Here is a 20,681-nt window from a genome sequence, read left to right on the forward strand (position 1 = left end):
TCATTCTAAATTAAAATATATTTCTATTTTAATTTAGAATGAATACTTTTTTATATTTGAATTTTATCCCCAAAGTTCTTCATCTGTAGGTACTTCATTTTCTGGCATATAATAAGCAATTCTAGAAATATTAATTAAATGTTTGTAATCAAGATTTTCAGAAATACTATTATTTCCCCAAGAACCACAACCTAAGGTATTTGTAGGTGCAAGACCATTAAAGAAGCTTCCTCCAGCACTTGTAGCACAACATTGATTAATTACAAATCTTGATACTTCTATATTTTCTCCTGCATATTCTATGTTCTTAATTGTATTTGAATGTATAGATACACTATGTCCTTTTCCTTCTACATTTAGATTTGCTTTTGCAATAGCTACTCCTTCTTCAAAGTCTTTATACTTATATGCAGATATAACTGGACACATTTTTTCTTTTGCAAGTATGTCTTCTTCACCTGGTCCATCTGCTTCTATTACTATTATTTTTGTATCTTTTGGTATTTCAACTCCTGCAATGTTTGCGATTGCATGAACTGATTGTCCTACTGCATCTTTATTCATAGATTTATTCACAAACATGGCATTTCTAAAAGCTTCTTTTTGTGCATTATCTCTAACTATAAATCCTTTGTTACTTTCAAATTCATCCATTACTTTATCAAACATTTCTTCTGCCACTATCACTGATTGCTCACCTGAGCAAATTATACCATTATCAAATATTCTTCCAGCTATGATTTTAGGTACTGCTTCTTTAATATCTACATCTCTGTCTATAATACATTGGACATTTCCTGCTCCTACACCAAGAGCTGGTTTTCCACTTGAATATGCAGCTCTTACCATTCCCATTCCACCAGTAGCAATTACTACATCTGCTGATGAAATTAAATTTCTCGTATTTTCTCTTGATTGTTGGTCAAGTATTTGTATTAGATTTTCTGGTGCTCCTATTTTTTCTAATTCTTCATTAATCATATCAACAGTCTTAGTACTACATCCAATTGCTTTATGATGTGGTGTTATAATAATTGCATTTCTTCCCTTTAATGCAAACATAGCATTACTCATAGGTGTAACTATTGGATTTGTACAAGGAGTTATTGCTGCTACAACTCCAATTGGTTTAGCTACTTTTGTTATTCCTGTTTCTCTATCTATATCAATTATACCAACTGATTTCTTATCTTTTAAATTATTATATATAACTTTCGCTTTACTTTTATTTTTAGCTACTTTATCTTCATATACACCCATTCCAGTTTCTTCTACTGCAAGTTTAGCTAAATATTCGGCGTTATAGTATACTACCTTTCCAACTATCTTCACTATTTTATCCACTTGTTCTTGAGTATAACATTCAAACTCCCTTTGAGCTTTTCTAGCCCTCTCAATGTATCCATTAATATATTCTTTGCTTAAATCTTCAAAGTTTTCTACTGCTTTTTCCATTTTTAATATTCCTCCAATTTATTAAATATTTTTATAGTGCACTTTCAAAAGTTTCTGACTTCTTCATTGTACCTGTACTCATAAATTTACTATGCCATGATAAAGCTTCGTCTAATATATGAGGAGTTTGTTTTGCTCCATTTTGACATGCTCTATTTAGGTAATCCATAAGTTGATCTTTATAATCTGGATGAACACAATTTTCTATTATCTTAATAGCTCTTTCTCTAGGTGCAAGACCTCTTAAATCAGCATATCCTTGTTCTGTTACAATTACCATTACATCATGTTCAGTGTGGTCTACATGAGATACCATAGGTACTATTGATGATATATCACCATTTTTTGCAATTGATTCAGTACTAAATATAGTTATTGCTCCATTTCTAGCAAAATCACCAGAACCACCGATTCCATTCATCATCTTTGAACCCATGATATGAGTTGAGTTTACATTTCCATAAATATCAACCTCAATTGCAGTATTCATTGCAATTACACCAATTCTTCTAGCTATTTCTGGGTTGTTACTAATCTCTTGAGGTCTCAATATAATCTTATCTTTAAAGAAATCTATATCATTTTCAAATTTTATTAATCCTTCTGGTGATGGGCTTACAGATGTAGTTGATGCCATTGTAACTTTACCCATTCTTATTAAGTCCAACATAGAGTCCTGCACAACCTCTGTATAACAAGTTAAATTCTCAAATTCAGATTCACATAGTCCATATAAAACTGCATTTGCTACACTTCCTACACCAGATTGAAGAGGAAGTAAATTTTTTGACAATCTACCTGATTTTACTTCTTCTCTAAGAAATGCAATAATATTATTTGATATTTTTTTTGAAGCTTCATCTACAACACCCAATGGACGTGTTTTATCTTGCATATTAGTGATTACTATTCCTGCAATCTTATCTAAACCACAAGGTATATATGTCGTTCCGATTCTATCTTTAGGATGATTTATTTCTATTGGTTTCCTGTTTGGCGGATTTTCTGTAATATATATATCTGCCATACCTTCCATCTCCATTGGTTTTGCCAGATTTATTTCAACAATTACTTTGTCTGCACTTTTTACAAAAGATGGTGAATTTCCTATCCCACTAGTTGGTACAATATCTCCATTTTCAGTTATGGCAAGTGCTTCTATTATCGCTACATCCACTTTAGGTATAGTTTTATAGTTTAAAAATTGAGTAGAATGACTTAGATGCATATCTATATAATTGACATCACCTTTATTAATACTGTTTCTAAGTATTGAATTAGTTTGATAAGGAAGTCTTCTTTCAATTATTCCTGCTTCTGCCCATGCTCCATCTACTTCTGGTCCTAAAGATGCTCCTGAATATACAGTTAATTTTATCTTATCTCCACTTTTAACCCTTTCTGAAACCGCTAATGGTACTGCTTTTGGGTAACCTGAAGGTGTGAATCCACTAAGTCCAACAACCATCCCATTATTTATAAGTTTAGCAGCTTCATCTGCATTCATAATTAAATCACATAACTTTTTATTTCTTAATCTTTCGCTTAATTCTTCAAATACTCCTTCATTATTCATAAATATCCCCCCATATAAAATCTTATTTACATTGGAAGTTTGTGTAAAACTATAACCAATATAACTTTAGTTAACAGTGCAAATGGATAGGTAGCACCATACCCTGCTGCTGGGTCATCACTATCAAGAGCATCAACAGCAGCTCCAAGACCTGGTGTTGATGTCATACCACCACAGACAGCTCCAGATAACAAAATCCAATTTAGTTTGAATACATACTTACCAACTAAAAATCCAATCATCATAGCTGTAATTCCTACTACTATAGCTACTAAAGCTAGATGCATCCCAGATGTCATAATTGAATCAACAACTTTACCACCATATCTTAATCCAACTATTGCTAAGAAAAATACTAGCCCTATTTGTTTTAGAATATTTAATACTTTTTCTTCCATTCTGAAATTTACTATACCTATCTTACCTATATATCCAAGTATTAGAGATACAATTAAAGAACCACCAGTTGCCCCTAATGTAAAGTATCCTAATGGTCCCATGAACACGTGTATTCCTCCAACTAAATATCCGGCAAGACATGTTAAGAAAAATGTTATTATATTAAATGGAACTTCTGGTATCGTTTTACCACCAACGCTATCTCTAGCTTCTTTCATTTCTTTTTCATATTTTCTTCTTTCTTCTCTAAGGTCCATTCTAAATATTTTAGGAAGGAAATTTACTCCTAAAATCACTATTAATACTCCAAAAGGATAGGCAACTGCATGCCCTATACCAACACCTGCTTCAGCATATGCGATATACTTATCTATTTGCTCTTGAGTTAGTGATGTAGTTGTAGCTACATCCAATTTTCCCTCTGGATCAACTACTTTTAATATTTCTTTTTTATCTTTTATTGATGCTTTCTCAAACTCTTTTGATACATCTTCTGCATGTTTACCAGCTGTTTCTAGAGCAGCAGCTAGACCAGGAGAACTTGTTAGTGCTCCTGTATAAACACCAGAAACCTCATATGCACTACTTCCTTTATTACTTGATAGCAAAGTCATTGCATAAGTCATAGAGCCTCCTATAAAAGTTATAAGCACTCCTAAAACTACAAATCTAGCTCCATACTTCTTAAGTACAGCTTTCATATCCTTAGCAGCCAATAAACCAACTGCTGCAACAAATATAATTAGAAAAAAATCAAAGAAATCAGAAGAAATAATTCCATTACCCATCATGATAGTTGCTGCCTTATACCCTGCTGCTGTCTCTCCTTTTGCTATTACTGAATTTCCTAAGCTATACACAAGCCATCCAATAAATAATCCTGTAAATAACGCTCCTGACACTCCAAAATTAAACTTCCCAAATTTAATTTTTCCAAATAATATTCCTGTAATTACAGCAGCGAACATAAGGACAAAAGGGTTCATTAAAAAATCCATTAACTCAAATTTCACCAAACCACTCCCTTTCATATTTTGTTATTAAATTAACGATATTTATTAAAAAATATATCTCTCCCCTCTTTGCAAACTTTACAAAATTATATTTTGTTATTAAATTAACATTTCTAATTAAAAAAATTTCATCCCTCTAACATTAGTTTTTTATGTTACAATTTAGTTAACAGTTAAATTACATAAATGCTAATTATTTTTAGATAGTTAAATTTTTAATATTCATTGATATAACTAGGTTTTAAATAGTTGTTACCTAAATTATATCAGCTATCATCTTTTGTTAATTTAATAATAGCACTATTCTTAATAGATTGAAAATATCAAAAACTTATGATATGATAGTTTAAAACTATTCTATTTTTCTACAATAATATACAAAACTTATATTGTTGTTAATTATATACTTGTCACTAATTACATAAATGAAAGGAACTATTAACCAATGAACATAAATTATCTATATTATTTCCAAACTGTTTGTAAATATAAAAACATGACTAAAGCAGCAGAAAGTATTCATATTTCTCAACCATCTATAACCTTAGCTATTAAAGAATTGGAAAAGGAACTCGGTTTTGAACTTTTTTTTAGAATAGGTAATAAAATAGATTTAACTCCTGAAGGTAAGATTTTCTTAGATAAGTCAATAAATTTCACGAGACAATTTGAGGATTTTCAAAGTGATGCACTAGATTTAGGAAAAAAAAGAAAAGCATCTCTAAAAATAGGAATTCCTACAGTTTTAGGTACTTTTTTACTTTCAAAAATACTACCTAGATTTAATGTAATTTATCCAGATATTGAGCTTAAAATTTTTGAAGTCCCAACCTTTGTGGGTGCCAAAATGATTGAAGAATCTACACTTGATTTTTGCATTGGTATAATTGATAGTGATATTTATGATGATATAGATTCAAAAACAATATATAAAACAGAATTATATTTAGTTACAAATCCTAAAAATGAATTAGCAAAACAGTCCATTATTTCAAACTATATGTTGAAAAATATTCCTTTTGTCATACTATCTGAAGGTTCTTATCACTACAAAATTATTACAAAAAGACTTGAGAAGGTTAAACCAAATATAATTTTACACTCAAATCAACTTTCTACTATTCGTTATTTATTAGAAAATGATTTAGCTTCAACGATACTATATAAAGAAATATTCCAGAATACCGAAAATCTCTGTTCAATTCCTTTAGAACGTGCAATTACTGCCAATATTGGTGTTCTTTGGAGAAAACATCAATATATATCTCATAGTATGAAACTTTTTATTGAATATATGGCTTCTATTCATATAAATTAATATTTCTACATATTATGTAAATACAGCATTATATATATTTTGATAAATATTATAAATATTTTTGAGTATCAGTATAACAATAAAATATATTATCTCAAAAGAATTACAATGATATACATTCATAACTTAAATATTATTATACTGATACCTTTAATATTAATTTTACCTATTTTAATACTCATATTTTTAATTGGGTTTACTTGGACAACCTAGCAAGAAACCCACGCATCCAGAGACAAAATCTCTCATCTGTGAAATAGTTCCTAGAGATGCTGTTGCTGGTGTTGTAAAATTTCTTACAATAAAAAGTACTATTAATGCTACTATACAAATCACAGTAGCTATAACAATTTGCAATTCACTAGTTTCTCCTTTTTCAATCTCTTCATCATTATTAACAGTCACTTTTTTATCATTATTTTGATAATTGTCACTTTCTAACTCAAATCCAATAGTATTTTTCACATTCATTATATTATTTTGACTTGGTACTTGACCGTTATTAGAAGAATTATCATCTATAAAAATATTTGAATATGCATCAGTATTTGTAACTTTTCTTGAAGTTCTACTTATAAAATTAGCACTTAAAAAGTATCCAAATATTGCTGCTGAAGTAGTTCTTATCACTACATCAATAGTAGTAGTATCTTGTGAGTTAACTTCATTGACAAACAATGTGTATATAGATTCAAACATGAGTATTGCCATAACAATTATAAGACATCTATCTATCAATTTAATTTTGTACCAGGCTTTTTTTATGTTTTTCATAAACTTATGTTTTTTATTCATGGATATTATCACCTCACATAATAAAATTAAGCCCTCTTTACTAAGATATGTAGAGAGAGCTTAATGGTGAGATTACAATATTATTTTGTGTAAAAAATTATATAAAAATTAAATTATTTGTCTAAAATCATCAAATTTTTAGGGAATTTAGTTAATCTTTCAGGTCCATTTTTTGTAATTAAAACAGTATCTTCTATTCTAACTCCTCCCCATCCTGGGAAATAAATACCTGGTTCCATTGTTATTATACATCCTTCTTCTATTGTTTTATCACCATAATTACCAATAAAAGGTTCTTCATGAACATCTCTTCCAACCCCATGTCCTATCCCTTGATAATAGTAATCTTCATATTTCTTAACAACTTTTCTTATTTCTGCATCTGGAATTGTAGCATGTACACCAGCCTTCATGTTTTCAACTCCAACATCTTGTGCTTCTTTAACTAAATTATAAATCTCTAATTGTTTTTCAGATGCTTCTCCAACTATAAAAGTTCTAGTTGTATCAGAAATATATCCATTGTACATAGCTCCATAATCTACAAGTACAAAGTCACCATTTTCTATAACCTTGTCACTTGGTTTACCATGAAGCAATGAAGTTTTTGCTCCTGATATCAATATAGTTTCAAATCCTATATTTTGAGCTCCATTCATTTTCATAAAATATTCTAGTTTTGTAGCTAATTCTATTTCAGTAACTCCAGCTTTTATATGTGGAACTAACTCTTCTAATGCTTTATCAGCTATTTCACAAGCTTTTCTTGTATTTTTAATTTCTTCTTCATCCTTTACATATCTAAGAGTCTCTACAATATTTTCTGTAGGTATCAATTCCCCTCCATCTTGTTCAACTAAATTTTTAAGTTCTTCATATTTATCAAATATTATATTTGTGCTTTCAAATCCAAGCTTTTTTATACATACTTTATCACACACACTTTTTACAGCTTTTGCCACACTTCTATCAAAATTATGCCAGTTTATAATTTCAAAACCTTTACAAACATTTTCAGCAAGCTCCATATATCTACTATCAGTAACTAAAAAATTTCCATCTTTACAAATAACTGCATATGCTTCTTCATCAGGAAAGCCACTTATGTAATTTACATTTGTTTTTTTTGTTAAGTATAATGCATCAAGTCCTTTAGCTTCTAACAATTCTACTACTTTTTCTACTTTACTCATGATTTTGCCTCCAAAAAATAATTTTTGCTTTAGTTATATTATATCACTAATAATGTTATTTTTTATCTTATAGATGCTTTATTTCTAAAATTTTTTCATATGTTATTAATATTGTTTATACATTTCCACTAATTTTTTACTTAGTATAAGTAACAACAAATAAGTAAAAAAATATTACTATGATAAAAACCCTTCCTATTTCTGTTTTATCAGTTATAAATATTTAATTATCTTTATATACTTACTTTGATAATAAAAATAATATAAGTTGAGTAACAAAAATAACATATAGTTATAGCGTAGAAGGCTATAACTATATGTTATTCATTTACATGTATAATTTATATTTATTTTGCAGTGTATCCAGCCTTGATTAAAGTTTCAACAGCTAAATCACCTTTAGCATCATTTACAAGAACTATTGGCCCTGTACAACCCATACCACTTTCAGCATAGATTCCATTTTTCCATAATTCAGATACTGCATCTTCTAAGTCCATTATATCAACACCAGCTATTTGACGAGTAACAACCTCTTTATCTGGCATCTTAACTTCTACTTTTTCAGCTTTAACTTCTTTTTTAGTAAGAGAAGCTATAATATCATCAAATTTTGCACTTTTAACTTTTGTAAATTCACTTCTTGCAATATTATTTATTTCTCCTTTTACAACATCATAAGCATATTTTAATGCATTAGCTACTACTGGAGAACCTGATGCTCTTGATACTATAAGTACTCTTCTATCATAGTCTTCTCCTACTCCAGGACCATACCCAAAGCCTTGGGCTTCATAGTCTCCACCTGTAGTATATGAAGAAAATACTTTCATAAATATATTTCCAGATAATGTATCAGTAACCATAACATCAGGTGCACCTACAAGTAAATCATTACCTCTCATAACACATCCACCATCTGCTCTAATTGAATCTGCAAATTCTATATCATATCCATTATCTTTTAACTCTTTTAAACATTTTTCAACTTGTCTAGCTCCATCAACATTAAGTATTCCAACTTTTGGATGTTTATTTCCCATTGATTTAGCTGTAGCAATACCATAAATAGCATTTCTTACCATTGCTTCTATTCTATTAGTAGCACTTGTTCCTGTTGTTGTTGCAAGTATCATTTCTTTTCCTTTTGCTGGAGTTATTACTCTACCTACTGTAGATACTCCTATTGGAAAATTATAATGCATAGTAACACAAGCATCTATATATCCTGAATCTAATAATTCTTCCATTTTTCCATGCATTTCTTTTTCATCATTAACTTCAACTACTTCAAGGTCAGTTTCCACTTTTGGACCAATAAGTACTATATCAAATAAGTTAGATTTTGCTAAGTGTGCACCATTAACCATGTTCTCTACACCATGTTCACTTCCAAGTGTAGTCACACCAATTCTTATTTTTTTGCCAAATTCGCCGCTTTCTATTGCATTAGCTACTTCTAAGAATACATCTGCGATTACTTTTTTTGACATATCCTCACCCCTATTCTTCTAACATATCTAATGCTAGTTTTTTCATAGATTCAGCTATTATCTTCTTAATTTCATCTTTAGATATTCCTGAAGTCTCTTCAGTAACACCTGTATTTCTTTCAGCTATAAAAGATACTCCATCAAATAAATTAGTCATTCTTCCTAAGAATAAACTACCTTTTCCAACTATCATAGCTCTATTTCTATCTCCTGTAGTTAAATCATCTATTAAAAATCCTATATAAGGAGCTCCTGATGGTATATGTCCTTGAGTTGGTGCCCATCCTGGTAATCCTTTATTAGTCACAAAATCTTTTAATTCTTTCTTCTCTAAGTCTCCACGCTTAACAGCAAGTGCACCTATCATTTTGTAGTTTGCTTCTGGAACATCTCCTGCTCCTGCTGGCTTAGTTATATCTGGATTTTGCATTTCAACTGAATATACATCAACATCTGTTATTTTTAAATTAGCTCTATCAAGACCTGAAGTTATAAGTGCTGTCATAACTGCTTGAGGTGAAGAACCAGTTCCCACTGTATGCTTACCTGTTAAATCAGTTCTTATAACTGGGTTTACACCATCATTTTCAGATACAAGTACTGCAAATCCTCCAACAACATCTTCAAGTACAGGAAGGCCTTTTTTAACATGGTCTTTAGCATTCATTCCAAGTTTAGCACTTGCTCCACCTGCTACTACCATTACATTTTTGTGTATCCCAGATTTTACTAAAGCTGCAGCTTGAATTAATGCATGTGTTGGTGCTGCACAAAATCCTCTTGTATCAGAACCAGTTGCGTTTTGAAGTCCAGCTATTTCAGCTATTGATTTAGCAAAGTTTCCTCCACCTCTTTGGTTTATATCTCCACAAGCTTCTTCTGAACACTCAATAACATAATCTATTTCAGCAGGGTCTATTTTACTATGTCTTAGCATTTGAATAGCAGATAAAACTCCAGATGCTTTTACTACTAAATTTTCAAACATTGTATGAGCATTTAAGTTAACATCTACGTCATGTGCTCTTTTTACATAGCCAACGAATTTTCCATCATGGTATAATCCTTCTGCTATGTGTGTTGCTACTAATTCCTTACCTTCTTCTATATCATCACCCTTTAATTTTCCTACAAATGGTGCAATTTCAGGGTAGTTATTTTCGATTTTTGGTTTTACTTCATCAATAAATTCTTGCGATAACTTTACTAAGTCAAATGCATCACTTATTTGCATTAAAGCTATAAACTCATCTTGAGGCATTATTTCACCAAATTTACCATTTCTAGTTCCCTCAACTTTTTGTTCACACCATGGCATTGGCAAATCTCTTAATTCTTCTGGTCTTCTGTTTCCTATGTAAACTTGATTTGGCATGTAGTTAACTACATCCTCATAACTTCTTATATGATTACCTACTTCTTGTAAAAATTCTGAATCTGGATTTGTTGCTCTTTCAACTGTACAAGTACTTCCATTTTGCACTATCATATCTGGAGTATGAATAAGTACATAGCCTGCCCCTTTTAAAACTGGATAAGTCATTTTGTGCACCTCCATAAATTTTATGAACACCTAATTTTAATTTCATTAAAGACTTCAATTATTATATTTTTATTTTATTGTATATTTTATTTTATTCTTTTTTTATGTATTTTGGTATTTTTTAAGATTTCATGAATGAATAACTCACATTTACCCATTCATGAAATCTATATTATTTTTTTGTGTATAGTTATTTTTTATTTTTAGTGTGTGTTTATATTTTTATCTATATAATATATGTGTGTGTTATTTTTATTTTTCAAATACTGTTTGACCATCAACTTCTGTAGTTAAAGCGTTTAATGCTTTTTCTACAAGGCCTCTTCTTAGGGCTTTTTCTTCTGTAGGGTCAAGTGCTGGATTTCCAAGTGGATGAGGTATTGCTATAGTTGGAACTATTCTGTTAGCCCCTACTGTTAACGAAATAGGTACTACTGTACACATATGAACTACTGGAAGTCCAGTTTTTTCTATTTCTTTTACCATCGTTGCACCGCAACGAGTACAAGTACCTCATGTAGAAGTTAAGATTACTGCATCTACACCATCAGCTACCAACGCTGCTCCAATTTCAGAAGCATATTTTTTAGAGTTTGCAACAGATGTACCATTACCTACAGTTGTGTAGAAAGTTTCATGTAATTTTCCTATTACACCTTCTTTTTCTAAGTCTCTAAGAACATCAACAGGTAATACTCTATCTGCATCTAAATTTGCATATACTGGGTCATATCCACCATGTGCAGTTTCATAAGTTTCTTCTGTTAAATCCATAACTCCTGCTATAGAATAAGTTCCATATTTAGAAGCTGAAGAAGATTCTATTCTATCTGGATTTCCTTTAGGAACTATACCACCAGAAGTAACTAAAGCTATTTTGCATTTTGATAAGTCTTTTACAGGATTACTTGGGTCAACTCTATCAAAATTTGGCATTGGATATTCAGTTTCAAATGACTCGCCTTTTATTTTCTTAATTAACATGTCAACAGCTCTCTTAGAACCTCTGTCTTCATGGAAGTAGTTAACTCTTATTCCTCTAGCTATGTATCCTTCTTCTTTAGGAGTTCCAATTTCTTCACCTTTAGCAAGTTTTATTGCAAGTTTAGCTATCTTAGGAAGTGCTTTTCTCATACCCGCTGCAGAATCAGAAGTTTCTACTACATAAACATCCTTTTTGAACATATCTGCACCTGGATTTTCAATGTACATACCTGTTAAAGCTGGTATACTTAAAGCATCTTTTACAACTTTAGTTATTGTTCCAGCAGCAACCCCATATCTACCAGCATTAAAGGCAGGCCCAGCTATAAAAAGTTGTGGTTCAAAACCTTTTATCATTGCTAAAACTTCTTCACTTGCGCTATCTATATTTTCATTGAAATAACTGTCTCCGCACACTACTGTACCAACTACTTCAATATCTTCACCTAATAATTTATCAAGTTGTAAACTTATTGGAGGTAAAGTTTCTGCCACATGTGGCTTAGTATCAGCTTTTTCTTCTCCACCTATACCAGCAAAGAACTGATTAATATAATGTACTACTCTTAGTTTTCCCATCTCTTAGTTTCACCCCTTTTGCTTTTAGGCATTAAAATTTGCAAAATTCTTCTCTTATACCAGACATTTCTTCTGCTATTTCTTCAACTTCTAAAACCATTTCCATCATACTTATTTGATCTTCATATACAGTTTCATCAAATAATTCTTTCATTTGTTCCTCTACAACATGGTAAACACTTAATCCTAAAGCAACTCCAGCAAGTGGTCCAGCGAAAGTTGGATCCCCCGCAGTTACTGTTTCGGCTGCAAGACCTGCAGCTTCGGCTTCAGCAGCACCTAGTAAAATCACAACATTTTCAGCTCCGAATTTATCAGCAGCTTCTTTAACTCTGTTTTGATTTTCTAAGTCCATAGCCCCAGCAGCTGTTCAGACAAAGCATTCTGTAGATGAGAAAACAACCTCTGCTCCTTCTACTGTTTTTACACATTCTTCTATTGCAGGTCCTGGTATACCATCACGGTCACCTATTATAAGAACCTTTTTATTACTAAGTAAACTCATAATAATCCTCCTCATTATATTTCTAATTATTTATATATCCATAACATTCATTATGTTTTGATAGATTTATTTACAATCTTTTTAATTGATATTACTCAATCATGATATTACTAAATCGTTTAATGAAATAACTCTTAATATCCTTTAGCAGTTAAATGACCAAATCCTGTTTCATTAGTTGCACCTGTTATAGCTTGTATTTCAACTTCAATAGTTCCATCAGCTTTTAAACTTCCATCAGAACCACCAGCTATTACATCTACTACTTCTAAGTGTCCAATTACCTTATCTAACTTAGGAAGTACTACAACTTGGTTAGCATTTCCACCTGTTACAACAGCATCTGCTCTTACATCTGCATCTGCAAGTGATTGAGAACCTCCATCACGTCCAGCATATTCATCTGTAACTATAACTGTTTTTACACCTTGCATTTCTATTTTTTTGCAGTTCATTATAAGGTCAGTATCTGGATTTCCAAAACCTTCTTGTGAAACTATAACTGCGTCTAATCCTAAGTATTTACATAACTTAGAAGTCCAGTTTGAAGATCTTTCTTTATCTGCTAGGTAAACATTTTCATTAGTTATAATTACACCTACAAAATTTATATCTTTACCATGTCTTGCATATAAGTCTTCAACAACTCCATTGTTTATATGAACATAACTTGGATTTTTATCACATGCAGAAACACAGTTACCACTTACAATTGCTCCGTCCATTAATTCTGTTGGATATAATAAAGTTGGTACTATTTGTTTTGCATCTACACCATATACATAAGTGTCATGTAATAATCCTTGAGTTTGAAGCATGTAAACATATCCTACTTTTGGAAGTTCTGGATACTCTTTTATTGACTCAAGAAGAGGTTTAGTTTCATACACTGAAACTTCGTCTGGAGTAAGATTTCTTGCTGCTTCTCCTAAATACATTGCTGCTTTGAATCCTATCATTCTAACAGCTTTCTCATGAGCGTATTGTTTTAAACCATCAATAGGTTCAGCTACTACTACTACATTATTTAATTTAGAAAATGGAGTGTATTTAGCCCCTTCTCCAGTCATATCTACTATACCTTCTTGGAAACCTACTATCTTTCCAGTAGTTACAACAGCTACACCTTTTAAAGCATGAGTTTTTCCTTCTCCTACAGTGTCAACCTTAGACATGATACCTGGGAATATTCCCCCATTACCTTCAACTTTTACTCTTGGCTCAATAACATCTTTTACAGGTGTTATTCTTATGCTTTCACCTGGACGAGCTAATTCTATATCTATAGACTTAATATGCTCATCTCCACCAATTTCTTGTAGCATCTCTTGCTTATTGATGAATAATACTCCATCTTTCACTTCTGTTACATCACCAAATTGAATATCTTTTATAAAGATTTTCCCTAATTCAAGACGCATACTTGCACCTCCTGTTATTTAATTTTGTATATATGCATTTGAGTTTTTCTCAAAGTTATATCAATATTTTCTAACTTATTTTAAAGATGTTTTCATATTGTGTTTTTATGTCTTGATATTTGTTTTATTACTAAAAATTCTTTATCGTAAAAAAAATATTTTATCCAAAATTATTTTTTTAACAAACTAAGACATAAAAATCCTTTTTATTTTACTTCTAGACTTAAATCGATTTTTTCTTTGTTTTTTGTTAATATTGTATCAATGTATTAAAGATATTTTTTAATCATATCTTCTATATTAGTAATTGTAGCATCATCCTTAGTAACTTCGTCTACTTTTTCTCCATCTTTGTATATAGCCATAGTTGGAAGTCCTAATACTTTTTGTTTTATCGCTAATCTTCTAGCTTTTGTTGTATCCATTTTACAGAATTTTATTTTATCCCCATAAGTTTCAGCTAATTTATGAACATCTGGCATTAAAGCTTTACAAGGTTCACAACCTTCACTCCAGAAATCAACAAATACAAAACCTTCTGCGTTTAAAACTTCTTCATCAAAAGTACTTTTATCTAAATCTAACATTTTCATGTTCCCCCTTGAAATTTTTATTTTATTTTAATATTTTAAATATTATTCATTAACTTTACTTTATAACTTTTTAGTTTTCAAACTTTTTATCAATATATTTTTCAGCTACTATAGATGCAATTGCTCCATCGTTAGTTGCAGTTACAACCTGTCTTAGAGTCTTAGATCTGCAATCACCTGCTGCAAATACACCTGGTATATTAGTTCTCATGTCTTCATCAGTTATTATGTAACCTTTTTCATCCATATCAACTTTGCCTTTGAATAAATCAGTTTGAGCATCTAATCCAACGAAAACAAATACTCCCATTGTTCCATCCTCTTCATCTGCAAAGTATTCATGAGTTTCTCCAGTAACTTTATTTTTAAATACAACTGATTCTAATATTCCATCACCTTTTATTTCTTCTATTACTGTATCTAGTAAAAACTCTATCTTTGGATTAGCCTTTGCTTTTTCTTCAACACTTTTAGCGCATCTAAATCCTTGTCTTCTATGTACAATTGTTACTTTTCTAGCAAACTTAGTTAAATACATTGCTTCCTCTAATGCACTGTCTCCTCCGCCTACAACAAAGACTTCAAAGTCTTCAAAGAAATCTGCATCACAAGTTGCACAATATGAAACCCCTTTACCAGTAAGTTCTTTTTCTCCTGGGCAACCAATTTTTCTTGGTGTTGCTCCTGTTCCTATTATTACTGCTTTTGCTCTATATTCTGCCTTTTGTCCTTTTAAAACTTTTATATCTCCATCTAGTTCAGTATCTACAATGTTGTCTCTTAACATTTCTGCTCCGAACTCTTTACATTGCTCAACCATTCTAGCTATTAGACTTGGTCCTGTTGCATTTGGAACTGACCCTGGATAATTTGCAATTTCATGTGTTATTACAATTTGCCCACCAGTCTTATCTTTTTCTAGGATTAGAGTTTTCAACTTTGCTCTTGCTCCATAAAGACCTGCTGCAAGCCCTGCTGGTCCTGAACCAATTATTACTAAGTCATACACATTTTCCATTTTGACTTATCCTCCCCAATTAAATTTCTTAATTTTTATTTAATATTAAATCAGATTTAATATTTATGCTATTTTAATAACTTTTTAACAAATTCATTTATTCATACTGCATTCTTTGTATTGTATTATAAAATATGTCATAATCGATTACTCTAAAGTCATCTTGAACGCTTTCTGTCCATGCTGGAGTCTTTTTATTATTCTGAAATTTACTTGCAGTTATGATTGCTTCTTCAATTAAGGTTAAAGAGTTTATATCCAAACGATTTCCTTGTTTTAGTATAACTGTTCTATAAGGTGTCTCATTTGGTTTTACACTCCCATATAGTGGATGAGATAAAAGTTCATATCCTTCATGTATCAAATCTCTACTTGTTTCTAAGATTCCAATATAAGTTGTATCTTTAAATAAAACTTCTCTGTCTTGAACTTCTTCTTTTACTTTTGGATTATTTGTGATTATTATCATTTTTTTACTCTCTTTCAAATTTTTATTTATTGCTCGATAAATAAAAAACAGGAAAAACAAATCTCCCAATTTGTCTTCCCTGTTAAAATCATTTTCAGAGACCCGTCCAAGTACAGTCATCTTTACCTGAGAATTTCATTTAATCTTCTGGGTATGTAAGATTAAATTTGTCCCTTCGGTCGCTTTTTATAAAGCAGTCTCCCATACTCTTCCCCCGGATTATTATATTTTCAGAAAATTGAAAAGTTAGCAATTTATCTTTTTATTTTTATAAATAGCTTTTTTCTATCTCTGTTGACTTAAGTATATAAACATTCTATAAAATTTGCAATAGTTTTTTTATATGTATTTTGTATACATTTTTACTTTTTTTTCCAAATGTTGATATTACATATTTCCTGTATTTTCTTTTTTTTTTAAGTACAAATCTTTTTTGGTTTATTATTTCATATTGATTAAAAACATAATCATTTTTGTAAGAAAGATATATGTTTTTAATTCTTAAGCTGGGAAAACAAATTTCTCATAATTTTTTACAAATTGATGTCATTTATTTCATCAAACCATGATTTCACATCACCTATAACAGATTTTATACAATCATTGTCAAATGGAGAATATAGATTTCCTATACTTACAATATCTAAAAATGACTTTGTTCCACCTACTTTACAGATGTTTATATAGTCATTCCATCCAGAGTCTTTGTCTTTAATCATTTTTTTCCAAAATTGTAATGCACAAATTTGAGCTAATGCATAATCTATATAGTAAAAAGGATTTTTAAATATGTGACCTTGTTTAAACCACCAGCAACCTCGTTCTAAAAAAGAATTATCATCATACTTTCTATGTGGTAAGTATTTTTTCTCTAAAAACCTCCATATTTCTTTTCTTTTTGATTTGTCAATATTAGGATTTTTATAAATATAATGCTGAAATTCATCAACAACTACTCCATAAGGTATAAATTTAATTGCAGATGATAAATGAGTAAACTTGTATTTATCTGTGTCTTCCTTAAAAAATAACTCCATCCATGGCCATGTTATAAATTCCATACTCATTGAATGAATTTCGCAACTATCCAGTGTAGGAAAATTAATCTCTGGCATTTCAATCCATCTGGACATATACAATTGAAATGCATGACCTGCCTCATGTGTCAATACATCTATATCATCAGATGTTTGATTAAAGTTAGAAAAAATAAATGGCGCCTTGTAGTCTGGTATATAAGTACAGTACCCGCCAGCCCCTTTTCCTTTCTTTGTTTCTAAATCCATAAGTTCGTTTTCTAACATAAAATTAAAAAATTCACCAGTTTCTTTAGATAATTCAGCATACATTCTTTTTCCATTTTCAATTATGTATTCTGAATTGCCCTTTAACGTTGGATTTCCTGTTAAAAATTCTAAGCCTTCATCTATGTAACTCAAAGATTCTAGACCGGTTCTCTTAGCTTGCTTTTCATAAAGTTCATCAGCCAGTGGTACAATATATTTTAATACTTGTTTTCTAAAATTTTCAATCCTATCTTCTCTGTAATTACTTCTCATCATTCTAATATATCCAAGCTCTACAAAGTTTTTAAAACCTAGTTTTTTTGCTATTTTATCTCTCAGTTTAACTAATTTATCAAATATATCATCAAATTTAGGTTCATTTTCTTCAAAGAAATTATAATATGCCTTATTCGCTAATTCCCTTGTTTTTCTAGACTTAGAACACATAAACATTCCCATTCCAGATAAGTTTCTCTCTTCTCCTTCAAACATTATCTGTGCAGATGCTAAAAGTTTAGTATACTCTGAACACAATTTATTTTCTTCTTGTAATTCCTTTATTATCTCTTTAGAAAAACTTTTTAAAGAATAATCCACTATTGTAAAAAATTGTTCTCCAAATTCTTTTTTTAAATTAGATTTAAATTTAGAATTTACTATAACATTATAAAAATATGAATTTAATTCTTCATATAAAGGCATGTATTCGTCCCAATATTTTTTTTCCTCTTGATAGAGTTTATTAAGAGTATTTATACTGTATCTTATAGATGCTATGTTTGACAACGTTTCTATTTTATTTCTCAAAAAATTAATTTTATGTATATTTTCTTGTTGTTCATCATAACAACAAGAATTATCTATTTCCTCTACACACTTTAAAAACTCTTTTTTTATACTATCATAATTTGGTCTTTCATACTTAAACTCTGAAAACTTCATTTAAAACTCTCCTTTATAAATTTGTTCTTTATTTATAAATATAGTTTTATATGCATTACATGCTATTATTTACATGTATTACATACTACTATGACTTTATAAATTATTATTTTGAGTAATATTTACATTATAATCATGTTGAATAATAACATATGATTATTGTAATTACAATATTTTATAGAATAAAACTAATTACTATACAAACTTTAATAAAGCTTTCATATAAAACTATTAACCTTTATAGTATAAGCTTATCTCTACATCAAAATGCAAACGATGCCATTTTTTATAGTTAACTTTTATACACTCATAAAAGATACAATTTTACATAAGTATGTTATATAAGTAATAATTTTATCAAAAAATTAATACTATTAAACTTTCTAAATTGCTTATCTCTTGGTATAATAATATACACATTAAATTTTCTACTGAAATTTTGTTCAACACTAGTTGTGTCAACGTTTTCATTAGGAAATTGAGGATATAAATTACTGGAGGTTGATATGTACAAATTAATCGCACTAGATATTGATGGAACAATATTAAATACAAAAAGAAAAGTTACTCCTGAAGTATTTGAATCTATTCAAGAAGCAAAGAAAGCTGGAGCTAAAGTAGTTATAACAACAGGTAGACCCCTTCCTGGTGTCAAAGGACTTTTAAATCAATTAAATCTAACAGATGAAGGTGATTATGTTATATGCTTCAATGGAGCTATGATTCAAGAGGTTAAAAGTGAAAAAATAATACATAATGTAGAGATGACTTTAGACGACTTTGATTTTATATACAACAATGTTTGCAAAAAATATAATACCAAAATACACATAAATACCATGACAAATTTAGTTACTCCAAACGAAATTCCTGGTAAGTACACACTTCATGAAGCTAAATTGAATGATATAGAAGTTAAATATATACATAAAGATAAAATTGATAAATCTATTAAAATCTGTAAGGTTATGATAGTTGATGAACCAGAAAGATTAGAAGAAATTATAAAACAACTTCCTAAGAATTTATTCAATAGATATACTATAGTAAGGTCTGCTCCCTTTTATTTAGAATTTTTAGGTAAAACTACTAATAAGGGTACTGCACTTCAAACATTATGTAATAATCTAAATATACCTATAGAAAATGCTATTGCTGTTGGTGATGAAGAAAATGACCAACATATGATAAAATATGCAGGGCTTGGTGTGGCTATGGGAAATGCACGTAGTAGCATAAAAGAAATTGCTGATTATGTTACTGATACCAACAATGAAAATGGAGTTGCAAAGGTTATAAACAAATATATACTTAATAAAGCTATCTAAATATCTATAAAAACTAAAAATATCCCTTTAGATTTAAATCCATCTCATATATATGTTAAATACTAATAGTGTATATTGTATGGATATTTTGTCTAAAGGATATTTTTAGTTTTTGATAGGTACATTCCTATACTAATACTTTTTGTTCAAGTTTAAATATTTTATACGATTCTACTATTGCTTCATTAATGTCCAAGCAATATATATCTTCATCATCTGATAATCCAGCTTCTTTTGTCCATGCATCAAAATCATTCTTCGTCCAGAAGAAATTCATTACATTTCAGCAACTTGCTGCCCAATTTGAATGCTTATCAAGGTTTATATGAAGCACTCTTAAATCTGGATTGTTTACATATTCAATTTTTTCATCTTTTATAAATATTTCTATTTCTTTACCTGTGGCACTACAAATAGAATTTATTCTTACATCTTGATTAAATGTGCAAGAAGTTCCTATTGCATCTATAGCACACATTGCACTGAAGCTTCTATTATCACTTAATGTAACTTTATGATTAGTAGGTAATGCTGATACTGGATATATAAAATTTATGCTATCTCCATCAACAACCATTATATTTTTATCAATAAAATGGTTCAGTGTAGTTTCTAGATATTCTTTTTCTAAGCTTAAATTTATACTTATATGTTCAATTACTTCTTTAAGTGTAACACTAGAACAATTATCTATTATCATATCCATAATAGATATTCTTATCTTTCGTTGTGTGTCATTTAAACTATTGTATTTTTCTATTTGACTCATTT

Annotated in this window: 17 protein-coding genes and 1 riboswitch; of the genes, 2 read left to right on the plus strand and 15 right to left on the minus strand. The window is 29.9% G+C overall.

The genetic code is table 11. From position 1 onward, the window contains the following. Positions 1-63: 63 nt before the first annotated feature. The 3 genes from IC218_RS07230 to IC218_RS07240 are packed head-to-tail and all read right to left on the minus strand — an operon-like array spanning position 64 to position 4,461. The gene (locus tag IC218_RS07230; RefSeq protein ID WP_227482796.1) at positions 64-1,455 is read right to left on the minus strand and encodes an aldehyde dehydrogenase family protein; all 1,392 of its coding nucleotides are present in this window, start codon (positions 1,453-1,455) and stop codon (positions 64-66) included. A gap of 31 nt (positions 1,456-1,486) precedes the next feature. Further along, positions 1,487-3,031 carry an acetyl-CoA hydrolase/transferase family protein gene (locus tag IC218_RS07235; protein WP_227824131.1) on the minus strand — a complete coding sequence of 515 codons (1,545 nt, stop codon included), beginning with the start codon at positions 3,029-3,031 and terminating at the stop codon, positions 1,487-1,489. A gap of 26 nt (positions 3,032-3,057) precedes the next feature. Beyond that, positions 3,058-4,461 carry a hypothetical protein gene (locus IC218_RS07240; RefSeq protein ID WP_227482798.1) on the minus strand — a complete coding sequence of 468 codons (1,404 nt, stop codon included), beginning with the start codon at positions 4,459-4,461 and terminating at the stop codon, positions 3,058-3,060. Between the two features lie 427 nt (positions 4,462-4,888). Between IC218_RS07240 and IC218_RS07245 the strand changes: the two genes are divergently transcribed. Further along, positions 4,889-5,761: a LysR family transcriptional regulator gene (locus tag IC218_RS07245; RefSeq protein WP_227824132.1), complete on the plus strand. Its 873-nt coding sequence runs from the start codon at positions 4,889-4,891 to the stop codon at positions 5,759-5,761. A 186-nt stretch (positions 5,762-5,947) separates the two neighbouring features. Here the strand turns inward: IC218_RS07245 and IC218_RS07250 are convergent, their stop codons facing one another. From IC218_RS07250 to IC218_RS07300, 11 genes are all read right to left on the minus strand, one after another. After that, positions 5,948-6,556, minus strand: coding sequence for a hypothetical protein (locus tag IC218_RS07250; RefSeq protein WP_227482799.1), 609 nt, complete (start codon positions 6,554-6,556; stop codon positions 5,948-5,950). Between the two features lie 113 nt (positions 6,557-6,669). Then, the gene (locus IC218_RS07255) at positions 6,670-7,749 is read right to left on the minus strand and encodes a M24 family metallopeptidase (RefSeq protein ID WP_227824133.1); all 1,080 of its coding nucleotides are present in this window, start codon (positions 7,747-7,749) and stop codon (positions 6,670-6,672) included. Positions 7,750-8,096: 347 nt separating this feature from the next. Beyond that, on the minus strand, positions 8,097-9,242 hold the full coding sequence (gene grdD / locus IC218_RS07260; protein ID WP_227824134.1) for a glycine/sarcosine/betaine reductase complex component C subunit alpha: 1,146 nt from the start codon (positions 9,240-9,242) through the stop codon (positions 8,097-8,099). Positions 9,243-9,252: 10 nt separating this feature from the next. Then, a complete protein-coding gene (gene grdC / locus IC218_RS07265; protein WP_227432685.1) occupies positions 9,253-10,785 on the minus strand; it encodes a glycine/sarcosine/betaine reductase complex component C subunit beta in 1,533 nt (510 codons plus the stop codon). Positions 10,786-11,037: 252 nt separating this feature from the next. Further along, positions 11,038-12,348, minus strand: coding sequence for a glycine reductase complex selenoprotein B (gene grdB / locus IC218_RS07270; RefSeq protein WP_227432684.1), 1,311 nt, complete (start codon positions 12,346-12,348; stop codon positions 11,038-11,040). Between the two features lie 31 nt (positions 12,349-12,379). Continuing rightward, positions 12,380-12,853: a glycine/sarcosine/betaine reductase complex selenoprotein A gene (grdA, locus tag IC218_RS07275; RefSeq protein ID WP_227432683.1), complete on the minus strand. Its 474-nt coding sequence runs from the start codon at positions 12,851-12,853 to the stop codon at positions 12,380-12,382. A 134-nt stretch (positions 12,854-12,987) separates the two neighbouring features. Further along, on the minus strand, positions 12,988-14,274 hold the full coding sequence (locus IC218_RS07280) for a glycine/sarcosine/betaine reductase component B subunit (RefSeq protein ID WP_227482802.1): 1,287 nt from the start codon (positions 14,272-14,274) through the stop codon (positions 12,988-12,990). A 269-nt stretch (positions 14,275-14,543) separates the two neighbouring features. Next, on the minus strand, positions 14,544-14,861 hold the full coding sequence (gene trxA / locus IC218_RS07285) for a thioredoxin TrxA (protein ID WP_227432681.1): 318 nt from the start codon (positions 14,859-14,861) through the stop codon (positions 14,544-14,546). Between the two features lie 76 nt (positions 14,862-14,937). After that, positions 14,938-15,885, minus strand: a complete 948-nt coding sequence (gene trxB, locus IC218_RS07290) for a thioredoxin-disulfide reductase (protein WP_227824135.1) — start codon at positions 15,883-15,885, stop codon at positions 14,938-14,940. A 97-nt stretch (positions 15,886-15,982) separates the two neighbouring features. After that, a complete protein-coding gene (locus tag IC218_RS07295) occupies positions 15,983-16,354 on the minus strand; it encodes a GrdX family protein (RefSeq protein ID WP_227432679.1) in 372 nt (123 codons plus the stop codon). Between the two features lie 103 nt (positions 16,355-16,457). Beyond that, positions 16,458-16,568: riboswitch (glycine riboswitch) on the minus strand. A 319-nt stretch (positions 16,569-16,887) separates the two neighbouring features. Then, positions 16,888-18,582, minus strand: coding sequence for a M3 family oligoendopeptidase (locus IC218_RS07300; RefSeq protein ID WP_227432678.1), 1,695 nt, complete (start codon positions 18,580-18,582; stop codon positions 16,888-16,890). A 506-nt stretch (positions 18,583-19,088) separates the two neighbouring features. Here IC218_RS07300 and yidA point away from each other — a divergent pair. Next, positions 19,089-19,910 (plus strand): sugar-phosphatase, encoded by an 822-nt coding sequence (yidA, locus tag IC218_RS07305; RefSeq protein ID WP_227432677.1) that lies wholly within the window; start codon positions 19,089-19,091, stop codon positions 19,908-19,910. Between the two features lie 127 nt (positions 19,911-20,037). Here yidA and saoL read toward each other — a convergent pair whose 3' ends face one another. After that, the gene (saoL, locus tag IC218_RS07315; RefSeq protein ID WP_255606497.1) at positions 20,038-20,679 is read right to left on the minus strand and encodes a MerB-like organometallic lyase SaoL; all 642 of its coding nucleotides are present in this window, start codon (positions 20,677-20,679) and stop codon (positions 20,038-20,040) included. Positions 20,680-20,681: the final 2 nt, after the last annotated feature.

Origin of the sequence: Clostridioides sp. ES-S-0005-03 (assembly GCF_020658455.1) — a bacterium.
In the GTDB taxonomy this organism is placed as follows: Bacteria; Bacillota; Clostridia; order Peptostreptococcales; family Peptostreptococcaceae; genus Clostridioides.